Annotated in this window: 21 protein-coding genes; 9 read left to right on the top strand and 12 right to left on the bottom strand. The window is 54.1% G+C overall.

What is annotated here, in order from left to right; translation table 11 throughout:
* The first annotated feature begins 2 nt into the window (after positions 1-2).
* The 5 genes from SIK69_RS17500 to nadS all read left to right on the top strand — a co-directional run bounded on the left by SIK69_RS17500 (position 3) and on the right by nadS (position 3382).
* The gene (locus SIK69_RS17500; RefSeq protein ID WP_319629615.1) at positions 3-875 is read left to right on the top strand and encodes a virulence factor BrkB family protein; all 873 of its coding nucleotides are present in this window, start codon (positions 3-5) and stop codon (positions 873-875) included.
* A complete protein-coding gene (gene dtd / locus SIK69_RS17495; RefSeq protein WP_319629614.1) occupies positions 872-1309 on the top strand; it encodes a D-aminoacyl-tRNA deacylase in 438 nt (145 codons plus the stop codon). The genes SIK69_RS17500 and dtd overlap by 4 nt, the downstream gene beginning before the upstream one ends.
* A gap of 44 nt (positions 1310-1353) precedes the next feature.
* Entirely contained in the window at positions 1354-2295 is a 942-nt protein-coding gene (gene fabY / locus SIK69_RS17490; protein ID WP_319629613.1) for a fatty acid biosynthesis protein FabY, read from the top strand.
* A gap of 484 nt (positions 2296-2779) precedes the next feature.
* Positions 2780-3091: a type II toxin-antitoxin system RelE/ParE family toxin gene (locus SIK69_RS17480; protein ID WP_319786652.1), complete on the top strand. Its 312-nt coding sequence runs from the start codon at positions 2780-2782 to the stop codon at positions 3089-3091.
* Positions 3092-3382 (top strand): NadS family protein, encoded by a 291-nt coding sequence (nadS, locus tag SIK69_RS17475; protein ID WP_319629611.1) that lies wholly within the window; start codon positions 3092-3094, stop codon positions 3380-3382. It abuts the gene before it with no gap.
* A 36-nt stretch (positions 3383-3418) separates the two neighbouring features.
* Here the strand turns inward: nadS and fdhE are convergent, their stop codons facing one another.
* Genes fdhE through fdnG form a run of 4 tightly spaced genes read right to left on the bottom strand, consistent with a single transcriptional unit; the run spans position 3419 to position 8942 of the window.
* Entirely contained in the window at positions 3419-4348 is a 930-nt protein-coding gene (gene fdhE / locus SIK69_RS17470) for a formate dehydrogenase accessory protein FdhE (protein WP_319629610.1), read from the bottom strand.
* Positions 4345-4980 carry a formate dehydrogenase cytochrome b556 subunit gene (gene fdoI, locus SIK69_RS17465; RefSeq protein WP_319629609.1) on the bottom strand — a complete coding sequence of 212 codons (636 nt, stop codon included), beginning with the start codon at positions 4978-4980 and terminating at the stop codon, positions 4345-4347. Before fdoI ends, fdhE begins: the two co-directional genes overlap by 4 nt.
* Positions 4977-5879 (bottom strand): formate dehydrogenase subunit beta, encoded by a 903-nt coding sequence (gene fdxH / locus SIK69_RS17460; RefSeq protein WP_319629608.1) that lies wholly within the window; start codon positions 5877-5879, stop codon positions 4977-4979. Before fdxH ends, fdoI begins: the two co-directional genes overlap by 4 nt.
* Positions 5880-5891: 12 nt before the next feature.
* Positions 5892-8942, bottom strand: coding sequence for a formate dehydrogenase-N subunit alpha (gene fdnG, locus SIK69_RS17455; protein WP_319786651.1), 3051 nt, complete (start codon positions 8940-8942; stop codon positions 5892-5894).
* 245 nt (positions 8943-9187) lie between these two features.
* Here fdnG and fdhD point away from each other — a divergent pair, with 245 nt between their 5' ends.
* Positions 9188-9973, top strand: a complete 786-nt coding sequence (fdhD, locus tag SIK69_RS17450; protein WP_374941354.1) for a formate dehydrogenase accessory sulfurtransferase FdhD — start codon at positions 9188-9190, stop codon at positions 9971-9973.
* 128 nt (positions 9974-10101) lie between these two features.
* Positions 10102-10314: a YdgH/BhsA/McbA family protein gene (locus SIK69_RS17445; RefSeq protein ID WP_319629605.1), complete on the top strand. Its 213-nt coding sequence runs from the start codon at positions 10102-10104 to the stop codon at positions 10312-10314.
* A gap of 43 nt (positions 10315-10357) precedes the next feature.
* On the opposite strand, the gene SIK69_RS17440 is transcribed toward SIK69_RS17445, so the two are convergent.
* The 6 genes from SIK69_RS17440 to SIK69_RS17415 all read right to left on the bottom strand — a co-directional run bounded on the left by SIK69_RS17440 (position 10358) and on the right by SIK69_RS17415 (position 16204).
* Positions 10358-12103 carry a putative frv operon regulatory protein gene (locus SIK69_RS17440; protein ID WP_319786649.1) on the bottom strand — a complete coding sequence of 582 codons (1746 nt, stop codon included), beginning with the start codon at positions 12101-12103 and terminating at the stop codon, positions 10358-10360.
* 6 nt (positions 12104-12109) lie between these two features.
* Positions 12110-13171 (bottom strand): aminopeptidase, encoded by a 1062-nt coding sequence (locus SIK69_RS17435; RefSeq protein ID WP_319786648.1) that lies wholly within the window; start codon positions 13169-13171, stop codon positions 12110-12112.
* The gene (locus SIK69_RS17430; protein WP_319629602.1) at positions 13152-14609 is read right to left on the bottom strand and encodes a PTS fructose-like transporter subunit IIBC; all 1458 of its coding nucleotides are present in this window, start codon (positions 14607-14609) and stop codon (positions 13152-13154) included. Before SIK69_RS17430 ends, SIK69_RS17435 begins: the two co-directional genes overlap by 20 nt.
* A gap of 13 nt (positions 14610-14622) precedes the next feature.
* Positions 14623-15069, bottom strand: coding sequence for a PTS fructose transporter subunit IIA (locus SIK69_RS17425; RefSeq protein ID WP_319629601.1), 447 nt, complete (start codon positions 15067-15069; stop codon positions 14623-14625).
* 149 nt (positions 15070-15218) lie between these two features.
* Complete coding sequence (locus tag SIK69_RS17420; protein WP_319629600.1) at positions 15219-15542, bottom strand: branched-chain amino acid transport AzlD family protein; 324 nt, start codon at positions 15540-15542, stop codon at positions 15219-15221.
* Positions 15542-16204, bottom strand: coding sequence for an AzlC family ABC transporter permease (locus SIK69_RS17415; RefSeq protein ID WP_319629599.1), 663 nt, complete (start codon positions 16202-16204; stop codon positions 15542-15544). The genes SIK69_RS17420 and SIK69_RS17415 overlap by 1 nt, the downstream gene beginning before the upstream one ends.
* A 101-nt stretch (positions 16205-16305) precedes the next feature.
* Between SIK69_RS17415 and SIK69_RS17410 the strand changes: the two genes are divergently transcribed.
* On the top strand, positions 16306-16854 hold the full coding sequence (locus SIK69_RS17410; RefSeq protein ID WP_319629598.1) for a helix-turn-helix domain-containing protein: 549 nt from the start codon (positions 16306-16308) through the stop codon (positions 16852-16854).
* 299 nt (positions 16855-17153) lie between these two features.
* On the top strand, positions 17154-18551 hold the full coding sequence (locus SIK69_RS17405; protein WP_319629597.1) for a carbohydrate porin: 1398 nt from the start codon (positions 17154-17156) through the stop codon (positions 18549-18551).
* A 40-nt stretch (positions 18552-18591) separates the two neighbouring features.
* Here SIK69_RS17405 and SIK69_RS17400 read toward each other — a convergent pair whose 3' ends face one another.
* A complete protein-coding gene (locus tag SIK69_RS17400) occupies positions 18592-19320 on the bottom strand; it encodes a GntR family transcriptional regulator (RefSeq protein ID WP_319786647.1) in 729 nt (242 codons plus the stop codon).
* Positions 19321-19400: 80 nt separating this feature from the next.
* Complete coding sequence (locus tag SIK69_RS17395) at positions 19401-20660, bottom strand: PTS sugar transporter subunit IIC (RefSeq protein ID WP_319786646.1); 1260 nt, start codon at positions 20658-20660, stop codon at positions 19401-19403.
* Positions 20661-20668 lie beyond the last annotated feature (8 nt).

Raw genomic sequence — 20668 nt, 5'->3', positions numbered from 1 at the left:
CTATGCTAAAAAACGTTCATCAAAAAGTCTCCCATCACAGCAGGTCGCTGGTGGCCTGGCTTAAGTTACTCTGGCGACGTATTGATGAAGATAATATGACGACACTGGCCGGGAACCTGGCCTATGTGTCGTTACTCTCCCTGGTGCCGCTGGTTGCGGTCATTTTTGCGCTTTTCGCCGCTTTTCCGATGTTTTCCGACGTCAGCATCACGCTGCGACAATTTGTCTTTGCTAATTTCCTGCCGGCGACGGGGGATGTTATCCAGCGTTACATCGAGCAGTTTGTCGCGAACTCCAGCAAAATGACGGCGGTCGGTGCCTGTGGGCTTATCGTGACCGCGCTGTTGCTGATGTATGCCATCGATAGTGCGCTGAATACCATCTGGCGCAGCAAGCGCGTCAGGCCTAAAATCTACTCATTCGCAGTGTACTGGATGATCTTGACCCTTGGGCCGCTGCTGGCCGGGGCGAGTCTGGTCATCAGTTCCTACCTGCTTTCACTGCGCTGGGCGAGTGAGCTTAACGGCGTGATAGATAACGGCCTGCGCCTCTTTCCGTTGCTGCTTTCCTGGATCTCCTTCTGGATGCTCTACAGCATCGTGCCCACCACCCGCGTGATGAATCGCGATGCGATTGTTGGCGCACTGGTGGCGGCGCTGCTGTATGAGCTTGGCAAAAAAGCGTTTGCCCTCTACATCACCACTTTCCCGTCTTATCAGCTGATTTATGGCGTACTTTCGGTCATCCCAATTCTGTTTGTCTGGGTCTACTGGACCTGGTGCATCGTCTTGCTTGGCGCAGAAATAACTGTCACTCTCGGGGAATACCGAAGACTTAAAATCGCCGCCAGCCAGGAAGAAGACGAACAGCCATGATTGCATTAATTCAGCGTGTAACCCGAGCCAGCGTGACCGTAGAAAATGAGGTGACGGGGGAAATTGGTCCGGGACTTTTGGTTTTATTGGGTGTCGAAAAGGATGATGACGAGCAGAAAGCGAATCGTCTGTGCGAACGCGTTCTGGGATATCGAATTTTTAGCGATGCCGAAGGCAAAATGAACCTTAACGTACAGCAAGCGGGTGGTAGCGTGCTGGTGGTATCGCAGTTTACGTTGGCGGCCGATACCGAGCGCGGCATGCGTCCGGGTTTCTCCCGGGGGGCAGCTCCCGATCGGGCGGAAGCATTATACGCGTATTTTGTTGAGCGCTGTCGCCAGCAGGAAATCAACACCCAGACCGGGCGTTTTGCCGCCGATATGCAGGTATCATTGGTCAATGACGGTCCCGTGACATTCTGGTTGCAGGTATGAGTCTGCAAGCGGGTTTGGCACGGTCTACAAAAGAGAGCTCCGCTATGTATCACCTTCGAGTACCGCAAACGGAAGAAGAATTAGCGCGTTATTACCAGTTTCGCTGGGAGATGCTGCGTAAACCGCTGCATCAGCCGCAAGGTTCTGAGCGAGACGCCTGGGATGCGATGGCGCATCATCAGATGGTCGTCGACGAAGCGGGTAATCTGGTGGCGGTGGGTCGCCTGTATATAAACGGCGATTACGAAGCGTCGATTCGCTTTATGGCGGTTGACCCTGCGGTACAGGACAAAGGCCTTGGCACGCTGATGGCTATGACGCTGGAATCCGTGGCCCGTCAGGAAGGCGTCAAGCGCGTCACCTGTAGCGCCCGGGAAGATGCCGTTGAGTTTTTTGCCAAGCTGGGCTTTGTGAACCAGGGCGAAATCACCACCCCACAGACCACGCCGGTGCGTCATTTCCTGATGATTAAACCGGTAGCGACACTGGATGATATTCTGCACCGCGGCGACTGGTGCGGACAGCTACAGCAGGCGTGGTACGAGCACATCCCGCTGAGTGAGAAAATGGGGGTGCGCATTCAGCAGTACACTGGGCAGAAATTCATCACTACCATGCCGGAAATCGGCAACCAGAATCCGCACAATACGCTGTTTGCCGGGAGTCTGTTTTCTCTCGCCACCTTGACCGGCTGGGGCCTGATCTGGCTGATGCTGCGTGAACGCCATCTTGGCGGCACCATCATTCTTGCCGATGCCCATATTCGTTACAGCAAGCCCATCAGCGGCAAACCGAGCGCGATTGCTGACCTCGGTTCTCTCAGCGGCGATCTCGACCGTCTGGCGCGCGGACGCAAAGCCCGTGTGCAGATGCAGGTTGAACTGTTCGGCGACGACACCTCCGGCGCGATTTTTGAAGGTATCTACATTGTTCTCCCCGCTAAACCTTTCGGACCGCTGGAAGAGGGCGGTAACGAGGAGGAGTAATCCTCACGTCTGGCCCAGCGTGCCGATACGCCGGGCCACTGGATTGCAAAGGTGAGACTATCCAAAAACGAATCCCTTCGCCTTCCAAAGTGCGCGTCTGGACTCGCATTTCCCTGTCCCCGGCCAGCACGGTGCTGGCTACATCGCCGGCTCTCCGTTCTTCGATGTTCTGCATTCTGGACGAGGGTCTGCCTGCTGCAATAAAGTCCTCTACCAACTCGGCAATACCTGCTTCCAGTGTCATTTGACATCCATTCCGCTGTACTTATATCCAGTGTTATAACCCGGGGAGGGCTATTTGAAAACTGTCATTTTCCGTCGTGTCCGGATTCTGGAAAGCTGCGCGCAAAAATGTAAAAACGTCCTTATTTTCCCTGCTAATTAGCAAGCAATACCATCCTTTTCGCGATAGCGTAGCAAACCTTACGGGTACGTCATTGACGTACTATTGTATTCTGCTACTCTAAGCCAATGGCGTATATTTATGATCTTCATCGAGACACGTTTTTTTACTGAAGATGTGATGAGGCTGCTAACGGAAGAAGACTACAGGCAGTTTCAGTGTTTCCTCGCCCTAACGCCGGATTCAGGGGACGTGATCCCCGATACCGGTGGGTTGCGAAAAGTTCGTTGGATGTCGAATGGAAAGGGGAAAAGCGGCGGCGTGCGGGTCATTTATTTCTATAGGAGAACAGCTGCGCAAATCAGACTGTTGCTTATCTACCGTAAAGGCCTGAAAGACGACCTTTCGCCGCAGGAGAAAACCCTGCTACGTAAACTCAACCAGAGGTGGTAAATGGACAAGGCTCTCTTTGAACGCTTAACGCAAAGCATGTCAGAGATGAATGAGATAGCGAAAGGTGAACGGAAACCTTCCCGCGTCTTTGAAATAGACGCAATGAAAATCAAAGAAATACGACAGTCGTCTGGACTCTCTCAGACGCGGTTTGCGGATTTGATTTCTGTCAGCGTAGATACGCTGCGTAACTGGGAGCAAGGGCGGCGTTCGCCAACAGGCCCGGCAAAAGCGCTGCTACGTGCGATAGCCAACGATCCGCTCAACGTCATTTCGGCGCTGGCGCAATAAACCGGGCGCTCTCGCACCCGGTCATCAGAACAGGGATTACTCCCCTTCGCCCGGGAACAGGAACGGGTTGATGGAGCTGCGGGCAAAGCCCTCTTGTTCCATGCGTGCATCCAGCACCAGCGAGGCGAGGTCATCGGCCACCGGCTCGACGTTCGGGTCCTTTTCCTGATACAGGATTTTAAGGTAGGTCCCGCAGTCGCCACAGCTTTCGGCTTTCACCGAGGCCTGCTCGTTATCCAGCGACCAGTAGTGCAAATCACGGCTCTGCTCGCAGTTGCTGCACTTCACGCGTACTACATGCCACTCGGACTCACACAGGTTGCAGTGCAGATAACGCAGCCCCTGTGTGGTGCCAATCTGAACCACGCTGGATACCGGCATCGAACCGCACACCGGGCAGAACTGACGATGTTCGCCGTATTCCGCACGGGCTTTCCCCGGAATAAGGTTCGCCATTTGCGCCCAGTATAGTGACAGCGCCGCCCAGATGAACGGGGCTTTATCGCTGCTGACGGAGGCAAAATCTGACGCGAACAGCGCCGATGCCATCTCTTCCAGCTCAGTGTCTGACGCTTTTTCGAGATTCTCGATAACCGCCAGCGCCGGGCCGCTCATTTCCGGTTTCAGCTCGGCAATCATCGACTGCAGCAGCTTCTGCCAGTGTTTATCGCGCGGCAGGGCGTGGATATCCAGCGGTGGTTTGCCCTGCGCTGCGGCTTCTTTAATGCGCGCGGTGAGGTCCATTTGCAGCGGATGGTCGTACAGCACCACTTCCTGCGCGTGGGCTATCAGCGCCGCAAAGCGCAGGTAATCGCCGAGCGGGTTTTCCTGCGCCAGTTGTAGCAGGCGTTCCGCTCTGCGGTGATAGAGGTTTTTCAGTCGCGGGAATAATAACGGCGGAATGCTTTCCGCCGTGCGTTTCTCGCTACTCCCCAGTTCATCTTGTGGGATTATGCGAATACTCATTCAGTCGATTTTTCCTGTTTCTGGCGGACTTCTCGGTACCAGCGCGGGTGATGTTTTTTCGCCCATGCGCTGGTGACCCAGCCTTCCACCATCGCGGTAATGGTGCCTTTAACCCAAAGGGCGGCGTAGATATGCACCATGATAACCACAATTAACGCCACCGCGGCAAATGAATGCAGCATCAGCGCGACGCGGATAATCGGGATCGGGAACGCGGGGGCAAAGTATGGCCGCCAGATGATGACCCCGCTCACGAGCAGCAGTACCAGGAAGATAATAGCCGCCCAGAACACGCACTTCTGACCGAAATTATAGCGCCCGGTATCGCCCACTTCCTCGTTAACGACAATCTTACGAATATTCTTCGCCCAGAAGATATCGTCCCGATTGATCAGGTTATGGTGCCAGTAGCGGAAGAACATGATGATAAACGACGCGAACATCACCACCCCGACGAACGGGTGCAGAATACGCGCCAGCTGCGGCGTGCCAAGGATGTGCATCAGCCAGTTAAAGGACGGGAAGAAAAAGCCCAGCCCGCTCACCGCCGCCAGAATGAAGCAGAAGGCGGTGACCCAGTGGTTGATGCGTTCCGGTGCGGTGTAGCGCACGATGGTGTCACGACGTTTCATTTGCGCACCTCGTCTTTCTCTTCATGCAGATTGTCCTCTTCCTCGTCAGCGCGGTTTGGACCGACGCCCACATAGTGGAAGATACTGGCCGCGAAGGTTGCCGCAAAGCCGACCGCCGCGAGCGGTTTCCAGATGCCTTTCCAGAACTTAACGGTCTGGCTGATTTCCGGATTCTCTGGCAGGCCGTGATACAGATTCGGCTTGTCGGCATGATGCAGGACGTACATCACGTGCGTCCCGCCGACGCCAGCCGGATCGTAAAGACCCGCATTGTCATAGCCGCGCGTTTTCAGCTCGGTGACACGCTCGCCCGCCAGCACTTTCATATCCTCTTTAGAGCCAAAGTGGATAGCACCGGTTGGGCACGTTTTCACACAGGCTGGCTCCTGACCCACGGTGACACGGTCGACGCACAGCGTACATTTGTAGACGCGGTTGTCTTCCGGGTTCATGCGCGGTACATCGAACGGGCAGCCCGCGATGCAGTAACCGCAGCCGATGCACTGCTCAGACTGGAAGTCGACTATGCCGTTGGCATACTGAATGATAGCCCCTTCTGCAGGACATGCTTTCAGGCAGCCCGGATCGGCGCAGTGCATACAGCCATCCTTACGGATAAGCCACTCCAGTTTGTCGTTCTGTTCCACTTCCGAAAAACGCATCACCGTCCATGATTTGGCGGTCAAATCGGCCGGGTTGTCGTACACCCCGACGTTGTGACCGATTTCATCACGGATGTCGTTCCACTCTGAACACGCCACCTGACAGGCTTTACAGCCGATACAGGTGGTCACGTCGATGAGCTTCGCCACTTCCTGTTGGTGATTCCGCGCCTGAGGCGCGGGAGTGAAACCGTTAGTCGCGGAACGACGGATAATATCTTGCGATTGATAAGCCATAAGTCGTCTCCGCTATACCTTTTCCACGTTCACAAGGAAGGATTTGAACTCCGGCGTCTGGGTGTTGGCATCACCAACGTATGGCGTCAGGGTATTGGCGATAAAGCCTTTCTTCGCCACGCCCTGGAAGCCCCAGTGAATCGGAATACCGATGGTGTCTACCTCTTTACCGTCCACTTTCAGCGTGCGAATACGTTTGGTCACCACCGCCTTGGCTTTGATGTAGCCGCGATTGGAGGAGACTTTTACCGTGTCGCCATGGCCGATACCGAGTTTACCCGCCAGCTTCTCACCGATTTCAATGAACTGTTCCGGCTGCGCGATGGCGTTCAGCAGCGCGTGCTTGGTCCAGTAGTGGAAGTGCTCGGTAAGACGATAGGTGGTCCCGACGTACGGGAACTTATCGGCTTTCCCCATCGCGGCCATATCGTCTTTGAACACGCGTGCGGCCGGGTTCGAAATAACGTTCGGGTGCAATGGGTTGGTGCCAAGCGGCGTCTCAAACGGCTCGTAGTGTTCCGGGAACGGCCCTTCTGCCATCTTATCGAGGGCAAACAGGCGTCCCATCCCTTCCGGCTGCATGATGAACGGGCCAACGTCGGTGCCCGGTGCTGCCGCGCTGTAGTCCGGAATGTCCACGCCGCCCCATTTCGCGCCGTCCCACTTCAACAGCTGACGCTTCGGATCCCACGGTTTGCCCTGCGGGTCTGCGGAGGCACGGTTATACAGAATGCGGCGGTTAAGCGGCCACGCCCACGCCCAGCCGAGCGTATTGCCCAGGCCTGACGGGTCGGCGTTATCGCGTCGCGCCATCTGGTTGCCATCCGGCGTCCAGCTGCCGGCGAAAATCCAGCAGCCGCTAGCGGTGGTGCCGTCATCACGCAGTTGGGCGAACGAGGTGAGCTGTTGGCCTTTCTTAACGATAACCGCGCCGGTTGCCGGGTCGGTAATGTCAGCCAGCGCTTTGCCGTTGCTTTCCATCGCCACCTCTTCCGAGGCAGGCTCGTCCGGCGTGGAGTAGTTCCACGTCATGTTCAGCACGGGCTCCGGTGCCGGGCCGCCGTCTTTGGCGTACATTTCACGCATCCGCATGAAAATACCGGCGAGGATCTCCCCGTCCGTTTTGGCGATCCCAGGGGCGTCTGCGCCTTTCCAGTGCCACTGCAACCAGCGGCCGGAGTTAACGATAGAACCGTTCTCTTCGGCAAAGCAGGTCGATGGCAGACGGAACACTTCGGTCTGAATTTTTGACGGGTCAACGTCGTTCTGTTCGCCGTGGTTCTGCCAGAAAGTCGAGGTTTCGGTATTCAACGGGTCGATGGTGACGAGGAACTTCAGCTTCGACAGCGAGGCCACAATTTTATTTTTGTTCGGGAACGACGCCACCGGGTTAAAGCCCTGGCAGAGATAGCCGTTCACCTGGCCTTTGGACATCATCTCGAAATACTGCAGAACGTCGTAACCTTTGTCCCACTTCGGCAGCCAGTCAAAGCCCCAGCTGTTTTCCGCTGTTGCTTTGTCGCCATAGAAGGATTTCATCATCGAGACGAAGAACTTCGGATAGTTGCCCCAGTAGTTCACCTGGCCTTCCAGCAGCGGTTTTGGCGTGTTGGCGGTCAGATAGGTTTGCAGGTCGGTTTGTTTCTCGCTTGGCAGCGTCATATAGCCCGGCAGGCTCTGTGACAGCAGGCCGAGATCGGTCAGACCCTGAATATTGGAGTGTCCGCGCAGGGCGTTCACGCCGCCACCCGCCATACCCATGTTGCCGAGCAGCAGCTGGATCATCGCCATGGTACGAATGTTCTGTGCGCCAACCGAGTGCTGGGTCCAGCCCAGGGCATACAGGAACGAGGCGGTTTTATCGTGCGCGCTGGTTTCTGCGATGTACTCACAGACTTTCAGGAAGTCGGCTTTTGGCGTACCGCAGATATTTTCGACCATCTCCGGCGTATAGCGGGAAACGTGCTCTTTCAGCAGGTTCCACACGCAGCGCGGATGGGTCAGGGTCGTATCGCGTTTGGCGTGACCGTTTTCGTCCAGCTCGTAGTTCCAGCTGGTTTTATCGTACTTGCGCTTATCCGCGTCATAGCCCGAGAACAGGCCGTCATCGAACGCGTAATCTTCACGTACGATAAGGCTGGCGTTGGTATACGCCTCGGTATATTCGCGGTTAATTTTTTCGTTGTTCAGCAGGTACAGGATAACCCCGGAAAGGAAGGTAATGTCCGTGCCGGAACGAATCGGGGTATAGAAATCCGCGACCGATGCCGTACGCGTAAAGCGCGGATCGATAACGATAAGTTTGGCACCGTTGTGGATTTTGGCTTCCATCGCCCAGCGGAACCCTACCGGATGTGCTTCAGCGGCGTTACCGCCCATCACCACGACCAGGTTGGCGTTCTTAATATCCACCCAGTGGTTGGTCATCGCACCGCGACCAAATGTTGGAGCAAGACTTGCTACCGTTGGTCCGTGTCAGACGCGTGCCTGGTTGTCTACCGCGAGCATACCGAGCGCACGGGTGAATTTCTGCGTTAAATAGCCGGTTTCGTTACTGGAAGCGGACGCACACAGCATACCGGTGGAGAGCCAGCGGTTAACGGTGGTGCCTTCAGCATTTTGCGCGATGAAGTTGGCGTCACGGTCAGCTTTCATCAGCTTGGCGATGCGGTCGAATGCCTCATCCCAACTGATTTGCTGCCATTTGTCGGAGCCTGGCGCGCGGTATTCAGGGTATTTCAGGCGGCTTTCGGAGTGGATGAAATCCACCAGACCAGCGCCTTTCGGGCACAATGCACCGCGGTTTACCGGATGATCCGGGTCCCCTTCGATATGGAAGATGGATGCTTTGGCGTTCTTTGCGCCGTCACCGAGGCTGTACATCAACAGCCCACAACCGACAGAACAATATGTGCAGGTGTTACGGGTTTCACGGGTACGCAGCAGTTTGTACTGCCGTGTTTCCGCCAGCGCTACGCTTGGGGCAAACCCCAACGCTGCTGCCGTAGTGCCTGCCATACCGCCAGCGCAGATCTTAAAGAACTGCCTTCTGCTGACCTGCATGGGTCACTCCTTGTTTCGACATTGCTTTCCCGTCGCCATTCAATACCTAAACCGCTCAGGGAATGGATTGTTATTTACCTTTGCGGTCAAAGCCGCAAAGGTTCAGAATTAGGGTAATCTCCCTCTTTCCCGGAGGGATATGCCTTCAGAATACCACATTGTGTGTACGTTTGTTCCAATACGGTTAATGCAAAGTGAACGAAAAAACATCAGAACAGATTGGTAATGTGAGTGATATCACTGGAATGCGTCAGGTGAGTCTTTGGAAACGCCAGGACTTGCAGCACGCCCAGCAGGATGACCTGGCTGAAGAAGTGCCCGTGGCGCTGGTATACAACGGCATATCCCACGTGGTGATGATGGCATCCCCCAAAGATTTACGCCTGTTTGCCATCGGTTTTTCCTTATCCGAAGGGATTATCGAAAACCGATCGGAAATTTATGGCATGGATGTGGTGTCGGTCTGTAATGGCCTTGAGGTGCAGATTGAACTTTCCAGCCGCCGTTTTATGGCCCTTAAAGAGCGGCGTCGGGCGCTGGCCGGACGCACCGGGTGCGGCGTTTGCGGGGTGGAGCAGTTAAACGACGTTGGCAAACCGATCTCGCCGCTGCCGTTCAGCCAAACATTCAGCCTGAAATATCTCGATCTCGCTCTCGAACACCTGAACGATGTGCAACCGGTGGGCCGTCTGACAGGCTGCACGCACGCGGCTGCCTGGGTTTTGCCGGACGGCCGCCTGGCGGGTGGACATGAAGACGTTGGTCGCCATGTGGCGCTCGACAAACTGCTCGGGCACCGCGCAGGCGAAAGCAAAGCGTGGCATCAGGGTGCGGTTCTGGTTTCCAGCCGGGCAAGCTATGAAATGGTGCAGAAAGCGGCAATGTGCGGCGTCGAAATTCTGTTTGCCGTCTCGGCCGCCACCACGCTGGCGGTGGAAGTGGCCGAACGCTGTAATTTGACGCTGGTGGGTTTTTGCAAGCCGGGCAGGGCGACGATTTATACACATCCGCAGAGGCTTTTGGCCGTTTGATTGTTGGTCAATAAATTTGAATGATGTAAGCAAAACCTTCCGCTATTCGTTGGGTGAATGTGAGGCTATTATTTATCACATCAAGGCACGGTGCCTTACCAAAACAACTTAACTGAAGGATTTACATCATGAACAGCATCAAAACTTTTGTCGCAGTTATCGCTCTCGCTACCTCATTCGGTTCTTTCGCAGCCCAGACCGTGACCGCAACGTCTTCAACACTTGACGGTGCTGAAGCAAAAATCGCGGCCCAGGCTCAGGAAGCGGGTGCCTCTTCTTACAAAATCACGCAGGCCTTTGCCGGTAACCGCGTGCACATGACCGCTGAGTTAAATAAATAAGCCATAGCCACTGTCCCTGGCTCAGCCGAGCCCGGGACAGGTTTTATTCCCGCAGTAGCCGCACAAATTCCCCCGCGTTTTTCAATCCCGTAATTTCCCCTGGCAGATGCTTGTACAACGTTCTCGCGAGATAGCTGAAAATCTTCAGTTCATGGCGGGCAGACGCGCTGGCACAGGCGATCAGCAGATGGCTTACCGGCTCGTGATTGACCGTGAGCGGATGAGAAAGCGTAATGAAAAAACCACGAAACGATGTCTCTCTCTCACTCCAGCAATGCGGAATAGCCAACTGGTTCACGATAAGATTTTCCCCTTCCTGTTCACGCTGACAAATTCGCCAGGCTTCATCGGCGGTTAAATGCTTGTGTTTTACCAGCCGTTGACTGACGCGAGCGCAAATCTCCAGCCAGCTGTCTTCAGGGGAATTATCTTCATGGAAACTGCCTTCAATAGGAAACAGGCGGTCGAGATTTTGCCGAATAAATACCGTATCGAGAAAATCCTTGATCTGGCTAATGCCGCCGGGGGTGATAATGTTGCGTATATTCAGCACATTGCTCACGCATTCATCCAGCTCCAGATGGCTGTTATTGATGATGCATACCGGCTGTAGCTCTTCCCGAAGCCCTATCATTTCGGCCACGCTGCGGGCGATATGTACCCGACTGTTCGGGATATCGCGTTCAATCGCCAGTTTGTTAACGGTGGCGATCGCATTTTGCTCGGCCAGTAGAATCACTGGCTGGCGTTCGGTCTGATGACGTTCCAGGGCGCAGGCAAAGTAGAGACCAATCAGGTCGCTGTCCGAGATGATCAGCCCAAGCTGTTCACGTAGCAGGGTGATAAAGCGAATGCTCATATCAAACGCCACGGGCCACGCGGCTTTGAGATTGTTCATACTGCCCTGACGGCTCTCTGCCACCCACACCGGTGAGGCTGCGCAGCGGGTGACATGCCCGGTTAAATCCTCAATGAGCTGGGCATCCAGTTCCCCGCCGGGATGGGCGCTTAAGGTTTCGGTCAACAGATGCTGGATAACCTCCGGCGTAATGCGCGTGGCCTGTAGTTGCAATTCATCCAGCAGCGACACCAGCACACTCAACGTCTTCTGATTAAAATAAAACCCCGCGTTTTCAATACAGAACGCAATGTCATGATCCCCTTCGGAAAGCGGTACGCTGCGGATGACATTCCGCATCGCCCATACTGCAAGGACCATGCTGACGACATAATCCCGGCCGATCGCGGGCCATCCCTGCAACGAGGCGAGGGATGAGGTTAAACGTTCGACGGCGGCGTAGTTAAAGCCGGTCAGCGGGGAGATAAACGGGTCTTTTTTCAGCAAGTTGGCGAGGATCAGGATCTGCCGCGTTTCGGGCTCATCGATAAAATAACCGACCCCAGGCCGCCCGGCGATACAGAATACTTTTTCGTAGCGTTGTCGCAGTTTTACCAGTTTATCGGCAACCAGCGTTTCTGGAAGATCAAGTGCGTCCGCCAGCTGAAGGCGGGTGGTGAAGCCGTTGAGCAACAGCAGCGCCAGCAGCTGATCGTCGTGGTCGTGACGCTGCAATAGCTGGAAATAGTGCTTTCGGTCGAGAATGTCGAGCTGTACTCCTGCGCTGCCCTGATTGTTCACCCGGGCGCGGCCGCTGAGGGTGAAGTTCAGATAATCAATATCCCGCGAAATGGTGCGCGCGGAGACCCCTGCGGACTGCGCCAGCTCCGCCAGGGAGCTGGACTGATGTTCCAGTTTGACCAAAAGGGAGAGCTGACGTTCGTTGAGCATCCTTGTTCACCTGAAATCCCGCAAAGCCGCCACCGTATCACCGTTTAATCGCTGCAACAGTGTGCGGGTCATGGCAAATAACGCATCGTAGTCTTTTTCAGAAATCATCCCGCTGTTGGCGTGTAGATAGCGCGTGGGCAGGCACAGCGCCAGCACCGGGCGACCACCGCCCATCACGTTATAGCGCCCGCCGTCGGTGGCCCCGGTTTTCATGATGCAGACCTGCACCGGGCTTGCTGTTTGCTCCGCCGAGGCTTTCAGCAGCGCCGTTAATTTGTGGTTCGGGAAATAGCGTTTATCAAACAGCATCACCGCCGGGCCGCTGCCGAGTTTCAGCGGGAATTTCACGTTATCGATGCCTGGCACATCGCCAGCCACCGCGGTATCAAGGACGATCACCACGTCCGGCTGGATAGATTCGGCTGACGTTTGCGCCCCGCGCAGGCCCACTTCTTCTTCCACTGTGGCCACGCCATACAGGGTGATGTCCGGGTTATCGACCGCCTGAAACAGCTCGGCCATTAAGGCGCATCCGGCGCGGTTATCCAGTGCTTTTGCGACGATTTTATCCTCGCCCCAACGGGCGAAATTTGCCTCAGGGCTAACAAAGTCGCCCGGCGCAATGCCGCGTTTTTCCACCTCTTCCCGGCTGTTCGCGCCAATATCAATAAACATCTCGTCAAAATCGACCGGCTGCTGTTTTTGCTTTTCCGTCAGCGCGTGGGGCGCGACTGAGCCGATGACGCCCGCAATTATCTGGCCCGAACGGGTCCGCACCGCGACCCGATGGTTGAGCATCGACTGGCTCCACCAGCCGCCGATGGTCGCAAAGCGCAGAAATCCCGCGTCGGTGATATGGCTGACCATAAGACCCACTTCATCCATGTGCCCGACAATCGCCACTTTCGGGCCACGCTTGCCTTTGCGGGCGATAAAACTGCCCAGGCCGTCGAAGCTGATTTCTTCCGCGCTCTTTTCCAGCGCTGCCCGCAAAATATCGCGAACTTCCTGTTCATCACCGCTGACGGCGGTGGCGTTACACAACTGCTTAAGCAGTTCGGTGTCCATGTTCGTTTTCCTGTTGTGTTGCGGTTTTACGCTTCAGCCAGAAGCCTTTCAGTAGAATGATCAACGAGATGTTAAGCGCCAGCCCGACGGCCAGCACCAGATAGAACGACCCGACCGGTGACATCAGCCCGATGAGCGGATCAAAAATGCCTAAGCCAGGTGCCAGGCGCTTAATACCGAACGCAATAACCAACATCCCGGTAATGCCGCCACTCAGGGTATTGGCGGTGATCATCGGCAGCGGAGCGGCCAGCGCGTAAGGGATAGCAGGTTCGGTTGCCACCGTGGCACCGACCACAATCGCGCTACTGGCGGCACTTTTTTCCTGCGCCGTGAACAGTTTCGGGGCCAGATATGTGGCGATCCCGGCGGCCATTGGCGGCATTAACGCCACCACGCCGACAATCGCGTACCAGTCGTAGATCTGTTTTTCGAGTAGCGAAAAGCAGAAGAACCATGCGGTTTTGTTGATAGGCCCGCCCATATCGAACGCCAGCATCGCCCCGACCAGGAACGCGGCCCCGAGTTTCATTGACGGCGGAATGGTGTTGAGGATGTGCAGCAGGCCACTCATCACATCGGACATAAACGGCCCGACGAGGTAATAGGTCAGCACGCCGAAGAGCAGCAGCGTAACGAAGGGGATCAGCATCGAGCCGAGCAGCGGTTGCAGGGCTTTGCCGAGTCGTACTTTACGAAACCACAGTACGAAGTAACCGACTGCCAGCCCCAACACCACCGCGCCAAGGAAGCCCGCGCCCGACTGGGTGCCGAGCAGGCCTTTATCGTTGGCGAGATAGCACACCAAAAAAGCCGGGGCAAACGCCGGTTTATCAGCAATCGACGAGGCGATATAAGCGCCCATAATCGGGATCATGAAGGTGAAACCGAGATAGCCTATCGATTCAACCACCCAGGTAAACGATGGTGCGCCTTTCGCCATATCGGTATACGGCAAACCCATTTGCACCAGCATATTGGCGATGGCCACCAGGATACCGCCGCCGATAACGAACGGCAGCGCGGCTGAAACCCCCGCCATCAGATGGCTCATCACGCTACCCTGAACAACCTCCTGCTTTCCAAGCCTCACGCTGTTATCGGCAGTAAACGTCAGCGCTTGGGTCGCTAAGTGAGGGAAAATAGTGTCGATATTTTTTAGCGCCTGTGAGATAGGGATCTCGTAGACCTTTTTACCGACAAAACGCTGCCGATCGTCATTACTGATGCCACGCCCGGTGGCGAGGATCACATAGTCGGCGGCAGCGATTTCCGCATCGCTGAGGCGGTTTTCGACCCCGCTCGAGCCTTGCGTTTCCACCCGAATGGTATGTCCGAGCTGACGTGCCTTTTGCTCCAGCGCTTCGGCGACCATATAAGTGTGAGCGATCCCCGCCGGGCAGTTGGTAATGGCCACAACACGTAATGATGATTCCATAGCCGGTTCCTTTTTATTCGCTGAGCGTCTGATTCAGTAGCGTCAGGATCTGGCTTACATCGCCCTGTTGTAGCTGCTCGATGAAATCGGCATGGATGATTTTGCGGCACAGCGCACCAATCATTTTCAGCTGATTCTCTTCCCCTGCCTGCGGCACACCAATGCAAATCCAGCCGTTGACCGGTTGGCCATCGGCGGCTTGCCAGTCGATGGTTTCCGTTTTGCGGGCGAACAGTATGAAGGGCTGGTTGACGCAGGCATTTTTGCCGTGTGGAACGGCGATGCCGGAGCCGAAACCGGTGGAATGCAGTTTTTCACGCTGCAGCAGCGTTTGCAGAAACACACTTTTATCGCTGACAAAACCACGGGCGTAAGCCATATCCGCCAATTGCTTCAGAATGGAATAGGCAGTATTGCCGCGAATGTTCAGGTTGATGCAGTCGGGAGTGAGGCGCGCCATACGGATATTCCGTCTAAAAAATAGACATCCAGTGTAGCGGTCAGGCGTGGGAAAGCTGACGGGCAATATGTCCGTGGGTGATGACAGAAACAGCGCTAAGTTTTGCGGGACAGCGCACACTCAGGCGTGAAACCTGAGTGTATGCAGAATTAACGCAGGCCGAAATAACGCAGCACGGCGGTCACCACCGCAGCGGCAACAATCACCACAATGAGCGGCATTTTGCGCCAGGCCAGAAACACCGCCACCGCCACGCCGATAACACGCGCACTGCCCGCAAAATGGTTGCCCTCAAAGAAGGTCGCCGCCAGCGCAACTGCAAACAGTAACGTCGTGGCCGCGTCGTTGAGCATCGCCTGAGAGCGGTCAGAAAGTGCCAGCTTGTTACCGAGCTTTGCCCCACCAAAGCGCATCAGGTAGGTTCCGACGGACAGAACGGCGATGCCAGGAATAATCCACAGGATATCAGCCATTATTTTTTCCTCGCGAAAATACCCAGCAGCGACAGCAGAACCGGCACGCCAGCAGGGGTGAACGGCACAGACGCCAGTGAAATCGCGGCCCCGCTGAGTGCGCGAATTAACGTGGTGCGTTTCTTGAGCGCCGGGACGACGAGTGCCAGCAAAATAGCCGGGAATACCGCATCGAGGCCGATGGTTTCCGGGGCGGGCAGCAATTTACCAACGCCGCTGCCCAGCAGAACACCGACCGGCCAAAGGATGGCTATCCCGCAGCCGCACAGCCAGTAGGCGGCTTTACGCTGTTCAGGCGTCGGTTGAGACAGGCCAAACACCACGCTTTCATCATTCATGATATGGCAGCCCAGCAGGCCGATGGCGCGGGTGCCCACCAGTTCACGCACTGCAATACCGAAGGGGATATGTCGGGCGTTCACCAGCAAGCCCGCCGCCGCTGCGGCAAACGGATTACCGCCGCTGACAATTATCCCGAGAAACATAAATTCAGATGCGCCGCCCAGCACCAGCGTAGACAACGCCAGCGGCACCCACAGCGGAAAGCCCCATGACATCGCCAGCGATCCATACGAGACGGCGACCACACCCACCGCCACGCAGACCAGTACGATGGCTTTGATGGTGTCGCCTTTCAGGCAGGAGAGAGAAAGTTTGGTCATCCAGTTTTAGCCATATCGAACGAGTTTCCATTATAATGAACAGTGTTGATTCGTTTTTCAAGTCGAACGATTCGTTCGTTTTATAATATATGGAGCCGTGTATGACACAGCCAATCAGCGTGATCGCCAGCAGCCTGGTGCGTGAACGCCAGCGTACCGGGCTTTCACTGGCGGAGATCGCTCGCCGGGCCGGGATTGCTAAATCCACGCTGTCTCAGCTTGAAGCAGGAAACGGTAATCCTAGCCTGGAAACGCTGTGGTCGCTTTGCGTGGCGCTGGATATTCCATTTGCCCGTTTGCTTGAACCACAGGCACCTACGACTCAAGTGATCCGCCGGGGTGAGGGCACGAAAGTGATGGCCGAACAGGCAAACTATCAGGCGATTTTGCTCGCCACTTGTCCGCCGGGTGCCCGTCGGGATATTTACCTGTTGATGACGCAGCCGGGCGCAGACCGCATTTCTCACCCGCATTCGCCTGGATCCGTTGAGCATATTATTGTCACCCAAGGCCGGGCGATGGTGGGCCTGACCGGCGCGCCGGAAGAGTTAGGTGCAGGTGATTACATCTGTTACCCCGCCGACCGTGAGCATGTTTTCAAAGCGCTGGAAGACGATACTCAGGCCATTTTGATCGCTGAACAGAATTAATGATAACCGCCCTCAATGAGTAGGGCGGTTTTTCGTTTAATTGATTTATTTCTTATATGATTTAAAACAATGGGTGTTATCTCGCTCACGTTGTTGTCTATTTTCATTATCACCTTTCCGTGCTAATCAATATTATCCCTTGTCGGTTTCATTCAATGTCTTTCTGAATGAAATCAAGCGGAATGAATGCAAATCATTCCCTTTTTTAAATACGTTATAACTATAAATCATTCATCGCAAAAATATATTCATGGCGGAAGGTAACGCCCGCTTTATTATTTCCTCAAGGAACGATGTATATGAAAAAAACGGCAATCGCAGTGGCTATCGGATGCTTACTGGTGGGGCATTCGGCTACCGCAAAATCAACTTCGCTCACCGTTGAACAACGTCTTCAATTACTTGAAGATCGACTCATTTCAGCTGAACATCGGGCTGAAAAAGCAGAGCAAGAAGTTCAGGTATTGAGAACCCAGCAAATCACGGCTCGGAAGGAGATCAAGGAAGTACAGGAACGCGTAGTGGTGAAAAGCGAGACTCCGGCAACGGAGACCGCAAAAAACGCCACCACCCCGGCGCTCTCGCTTTCCGGCTACGGTGACCTGAAAATTTACGGTGATGTCGAATTCAACATGGATGCGGAGAGTAAAAGAGGCACGCTGACCAAACTCAACGAAGATAACACCACCGAACAGTGGGACATGGATGGTCGTATCCTGCTTGGTGTTGACGGTATGCGTAAACTGAATGATGGCCGTTATGCTGGCTTCTCCATTCAGCCGTTGGCTGATATGTATGGCAGCATGAACCTTGATGATGCCTATTTTCATTTTGGTCAGGAAAATGACTGGAAAGTGAAAGTGGGCCGCTTTGAAGCATTTGATATGTTCCCGCTCAATCAGGATACCTTCGTTGAGCATTCGGGTAATACGGCCAATGACCTTTATAGCGATGGCCAGGGCTATATTTACATGATGAAAGAAGGGCGCGGGCGTTCCGATGCGGGCGGTAACTTCTTGCTGAGTAAGCAAATTGATGACTGGTATTTTGAATTAAATTCACTGATAGAAGATGGCGCAACGCTTTTTGCTGATAATGATAACGTGAGTGCCAATGGACGCACCTATCATGGTCGTGAGATGGATAAAGAGAAAAATGTTATTTATATGCGCCCGGTCGTTTCCTGGTCTCCGATGAAAGAGCTGGCATTCTCTGCGGCAATGGAATCTAACGTCATTAATAACGCGTATGGTTATACCAATAGCAAAGGTGAGTTTGTCGATCAGTCCGATCGTACCGGGTATGGTTTGACCATGACATGGGACGGTAAGAAAACCGATCCCGAAAATGGTGTCACATTAAATCTCAATACCGCGTATATGGATGCCGATAATGAAGAAGATTTTACTACCGCCGCTAACGCGTTATGGAAAAACTTCGAGCTAGGTTATATCTACGCCCATAATAAAATCGACGATTTTGAAAAAATGGTTTGCGATGAAGACTGTATCATCACCGACGAAGGCACCTATGATATTCATACCATACATGCTTCTTATTTGATTCCAAACGTGATGGATATGAATAACTTCAATATCTATCTGGGAACCTACTGGTCTAAAATCCAGAGCGATGAGAAGATTTCCAGTGATGACGATCGCTACGGCGCACGCGTGCGGTTCAAATATTACTTCTAAAAATGCTTAATACGTTTAAGCGCCTGGTCTCAGGCGCTTTTTACTTTCCGACCCAATTATTCTTTATTTTAAACTTATCTGCCCGGTTATAGCTGAGCGAATAGTTAAACGCGGTTCCATCTTCGAGTTTCGTCACACCCGAGACTTTCAGCATCGGCACGCCTGGCGCGATACCAAGCATGTCAGCCATCTCTTTGGTAAACAGGTCGCCCTCAATCACCGAATTATAGAATTTAATTTTTTTGCCGGTGTAGGTTTCAATATATTCATACAGCGAGCCGCCATCCAGCACCGTATTGGGGATATCGGCAATCACTGCGGCGTTGATCCATGAGTCTTCAATCAGTACTGGCGTGTTATCAATGAGACGTACGCGGCGAATATAGTGCAGAACCTGCCCCGGTTGCGCTTCAAGTTGTTGAGCAATCTCAGGCGTGGCGCACAGCATTTGATGCGTAATGAGCTGGCTGGATATCTTTGCCTGGTGATGGAATTCACGTGAGAAACCGAGAACAGAATCCCCCGCACCATTGTTAAGCATGTACACATCATCGTCGATAACACGGGCAACAAACATCCCTTTCCCGTGAATTCGCTCAATGAATCCTTCTTGCTCCAACAGATGCATCGATTTTTGCAAAGTGACGCGCGTCACGCCATAAATCAGCGCCAGCTCTCTTTCGGAAGGGATCTTCTCCCCCACCTGGTAGCGCTTTTGCAGAATATCGTCTTTGATACTGTTCTTAATTTCGATGTAACGAGCAACCATGTAAAAGGAATCGCTAAGAAAGAAAGGGAGGGCATTGTACCACTGTGGATCGGGATGGGCGTGTTTCCACGCCCTGAAATTTAAGCGTGCTCACTCAATCGGGATTGTGTCCTTTGCATTTCCGCCTTTTCCTCGATCAGCTGTTTTTTCTCCAGCATCTTAAAGAACGGGAAATAGATAACCGTTGAGATAACGACCATACAGCCGGACCAGATTGCGGCCGGGATATTGCCGCCGGTGGCAAAATACGCATTAAGAATAGGGGGCATCGTCCACGGCACCTGCAGCACAGGTTTACCGATAATGCCAAATGACATCAAAAGCCACGAGCAGGTACAAATCACCATCGGCGTGGCGATGAGCGGGATCATCATCAGCGGGTTGAACACCATCGGGACCCCAAAAATAACCGGTTCGTTGATGCAAAACAGCGCCGGGCCAAAGGAGATACGGCCAACCGATTTGTAGTAGCGGCTTTTCGACAGCAGCATCGCCAGCACCAGTCCCATCGTTGCACCGGAGCCACCCGAACAAATAAAGATGGTGTAAAACCCTTCGGCGTTAATGTGCGGTATGGGCTGGTGTGCCAGGTAAGCTTGGGTATTTTCGGCGATAAACGTGAGAAAAATCGGGCTGGTGATCCCTGACAGAACATTGGTGCCATGTATACCGCAGCACCACAGCAGAGAGATTAACCCAACCAGCATTAGCATACCGGGCAATGTATCCAGCCCGTTAACCAGTGGGCTGAGCATCAGCGTGAAAAACGCGTTGATATCAAAATTCAGCACCACGCGCACGAACCAGATAAGCCCCAGGCAGACACAGGCCGGTGCCAGACTGACGAACGATTGCAAAACGGCGGGCGGAACGCCTTCGGGCATTTTGATATACAGCTTGCGCACGATAAAAAAACGCACGATATACACCGTCAATACCGAAAGGATGATGGCGGAAAAAAGCCCGGAGGCACCAAAATTATTAACGTTAACCTGATAGTGGTCGTCGAGTTGCGATAACAGAAACACCGCAACCGTAATGCAGACGCAACTGAGTCCATCCAACGCGTAATGCCTGGCGAGGTTGTAACTGATGCCAATTGCGGCAATCAACCCAATCGCGCCAAAGGTTGCCTGGACCGGAATGCTTAACAGCGTGGCGTAGTCACCGAGCCATGCGCTCCATCCCGGAATGGGCAGATTGGCAATAATCAGGAAAAGACTCCCGGCGATAATAAACGGTAGGGTAAACGCGATCCCGTTGCGCACGGCGACCAGCACCACGTTATTGCCGATTTTCACCAGGATCGGGACGACGCTGTTCTCTAGAAAATGATTCATATTTACTC

It is taken from the genome of Scandinavium lactucae, assembly GCF_033843265.1.
Lineage (GTDB): Bacteria > Pseudomonadota > Gammaproteobacteria > Enterobacterales > Enterobacteriaceae > Scandinavium > Scandinavium lactucae.
This window is presented reverse-complemented; position numbering and strand designations above follow the sequence as displayed.

Coding starts and splice junctions, on each gene's coding strand:
- nadS (WP_319629611.1), top strand. CDS start 3,092: ATGGACAAGGCTCTCTTTGAACGCTTAACGCAAAGCATGTCAGAGATG.
- SIK69_RS17500 (WP_319629615.1), top strand. CDS start 3: ATGCTAAAAAACGTTCATCAAAAAGTCTCCCATCACAGCAGGTCGCTG.
- SIK69_RS17395 (WP_319786646.1), bottom strand. CDS start 20,660: ATGAATCATTTTCTAGAGAACAGCGTCGTCCCGATCCTGGTGAAAATC.
- SIK69_RS17425 (WP_319629601.1), bottom strand. CDS start 15,069: ATGGCGCGCCTCACTCCCGACTGCATCAACCTGAACATTCGCGGCAAT.
- fdhD (WP_374941354.1), top strand. CDS start 9,188: ATGCGTCAGGTGAGTCTTTGGAAACGCCAGGACTTGCAGCACGCCCAG.
- dtd (WP_319629614.1), top strand. CDS start 872: ATGATTGCATTAATTCAGCGTGTAACCCGAGCCAGCGTGACCGTAGAA.
- SIK69_RS17480 (WP_319786652.1), top strand. CDS start 2,780: ATGATCTTCATCGAGACACGTTTTTTTACTGAAGATGTGATGAGGCTG.
- SIK69_RS17410 (WP_319629598.1), top strand. CDS start 16,306: ATGACACAGCCAATCAGCGTGATCGCCAGCAGCCTGGTGCGTGAACGC.
- SIK69_RS17415 (WP_319629599.1), bottom strand. CDS start 16,204: ATGACCAAACTTTCTCTCTCCTGCCTGAAAGGCGACACCATCAAAGCC.
- SIK69_RS17435 (WP_319786648.1), bottom strand. CDS start 13,171: ATGGACACCGAACTGCTTAAGCAGTTGTGTAACGCCACCGCCGTCAGC.
- fdoI (WP_319629609.1), bottom strand. CDS start 4,980: ATGAAACGTCGTGACACCATCGTGCGCTACACCGCACCGGAACGCATC.
- fdxH (WP_319629608.1), bottom strand. CDS start 5,879: ATGGCTTATCAATCGCAAGATATTATCCGTCGTTCCGCGACTAACGGT.
- SIK69_RS17430 (WP_319629602.1), bottom strand. CDS start 14,609: ATGGAATCATCATTACGTGTTGTGGCCATTACCAACTGCCCGGCGGGG.
- SIK69_RS17445 (WP_319629605.1), top strand. CDS start 10,102: ATGAACAGCATCAAAACTTTTGTCGCAGTTATCGCTCTCGCTACCTCA.
- SIK69_RS17420 (WP_319629600.1), bottom strand. CDS start 15,542: ATGGCTGATATCCTGTGGATTATTCCTGGCATCGCCGTTCTGTCCGTC.
- fdhE (WP_319629610.1), bottom strand. CDS start 4,348: ATGAGTATTCGCATAATCCCACAAGATGAACTGGGGAGTAGCGAGAAA.
- SIK69_RS17440 (WP_319786649.1), bottom strand. CDS start 12,103: ATGCTCAACGAACGTCAGCTCTCCCTTTTGGTCAAACTGGAACATCAG.
- SIK69_RS17400 (WP_319786647.1), bottom strand. CDS start 19,320: ATGGTTGCTCGTTACATCGAAATTAAGAACAGTATCAAAGACGATATT.
- SIK69_RS17405 (WP_319629597.1), top strand. CDS start 17,154: ATGAAAAAAACGGCAATCGCAGTGGCTATCGGATGCTTACTGGTGGGG.
- fabY (WP_319629613.1), top strand. CDS start 1,354: ATGTATCACCTTCGAGTACCGCAAACGGAAGAAGAATTAGCGCGTTAT.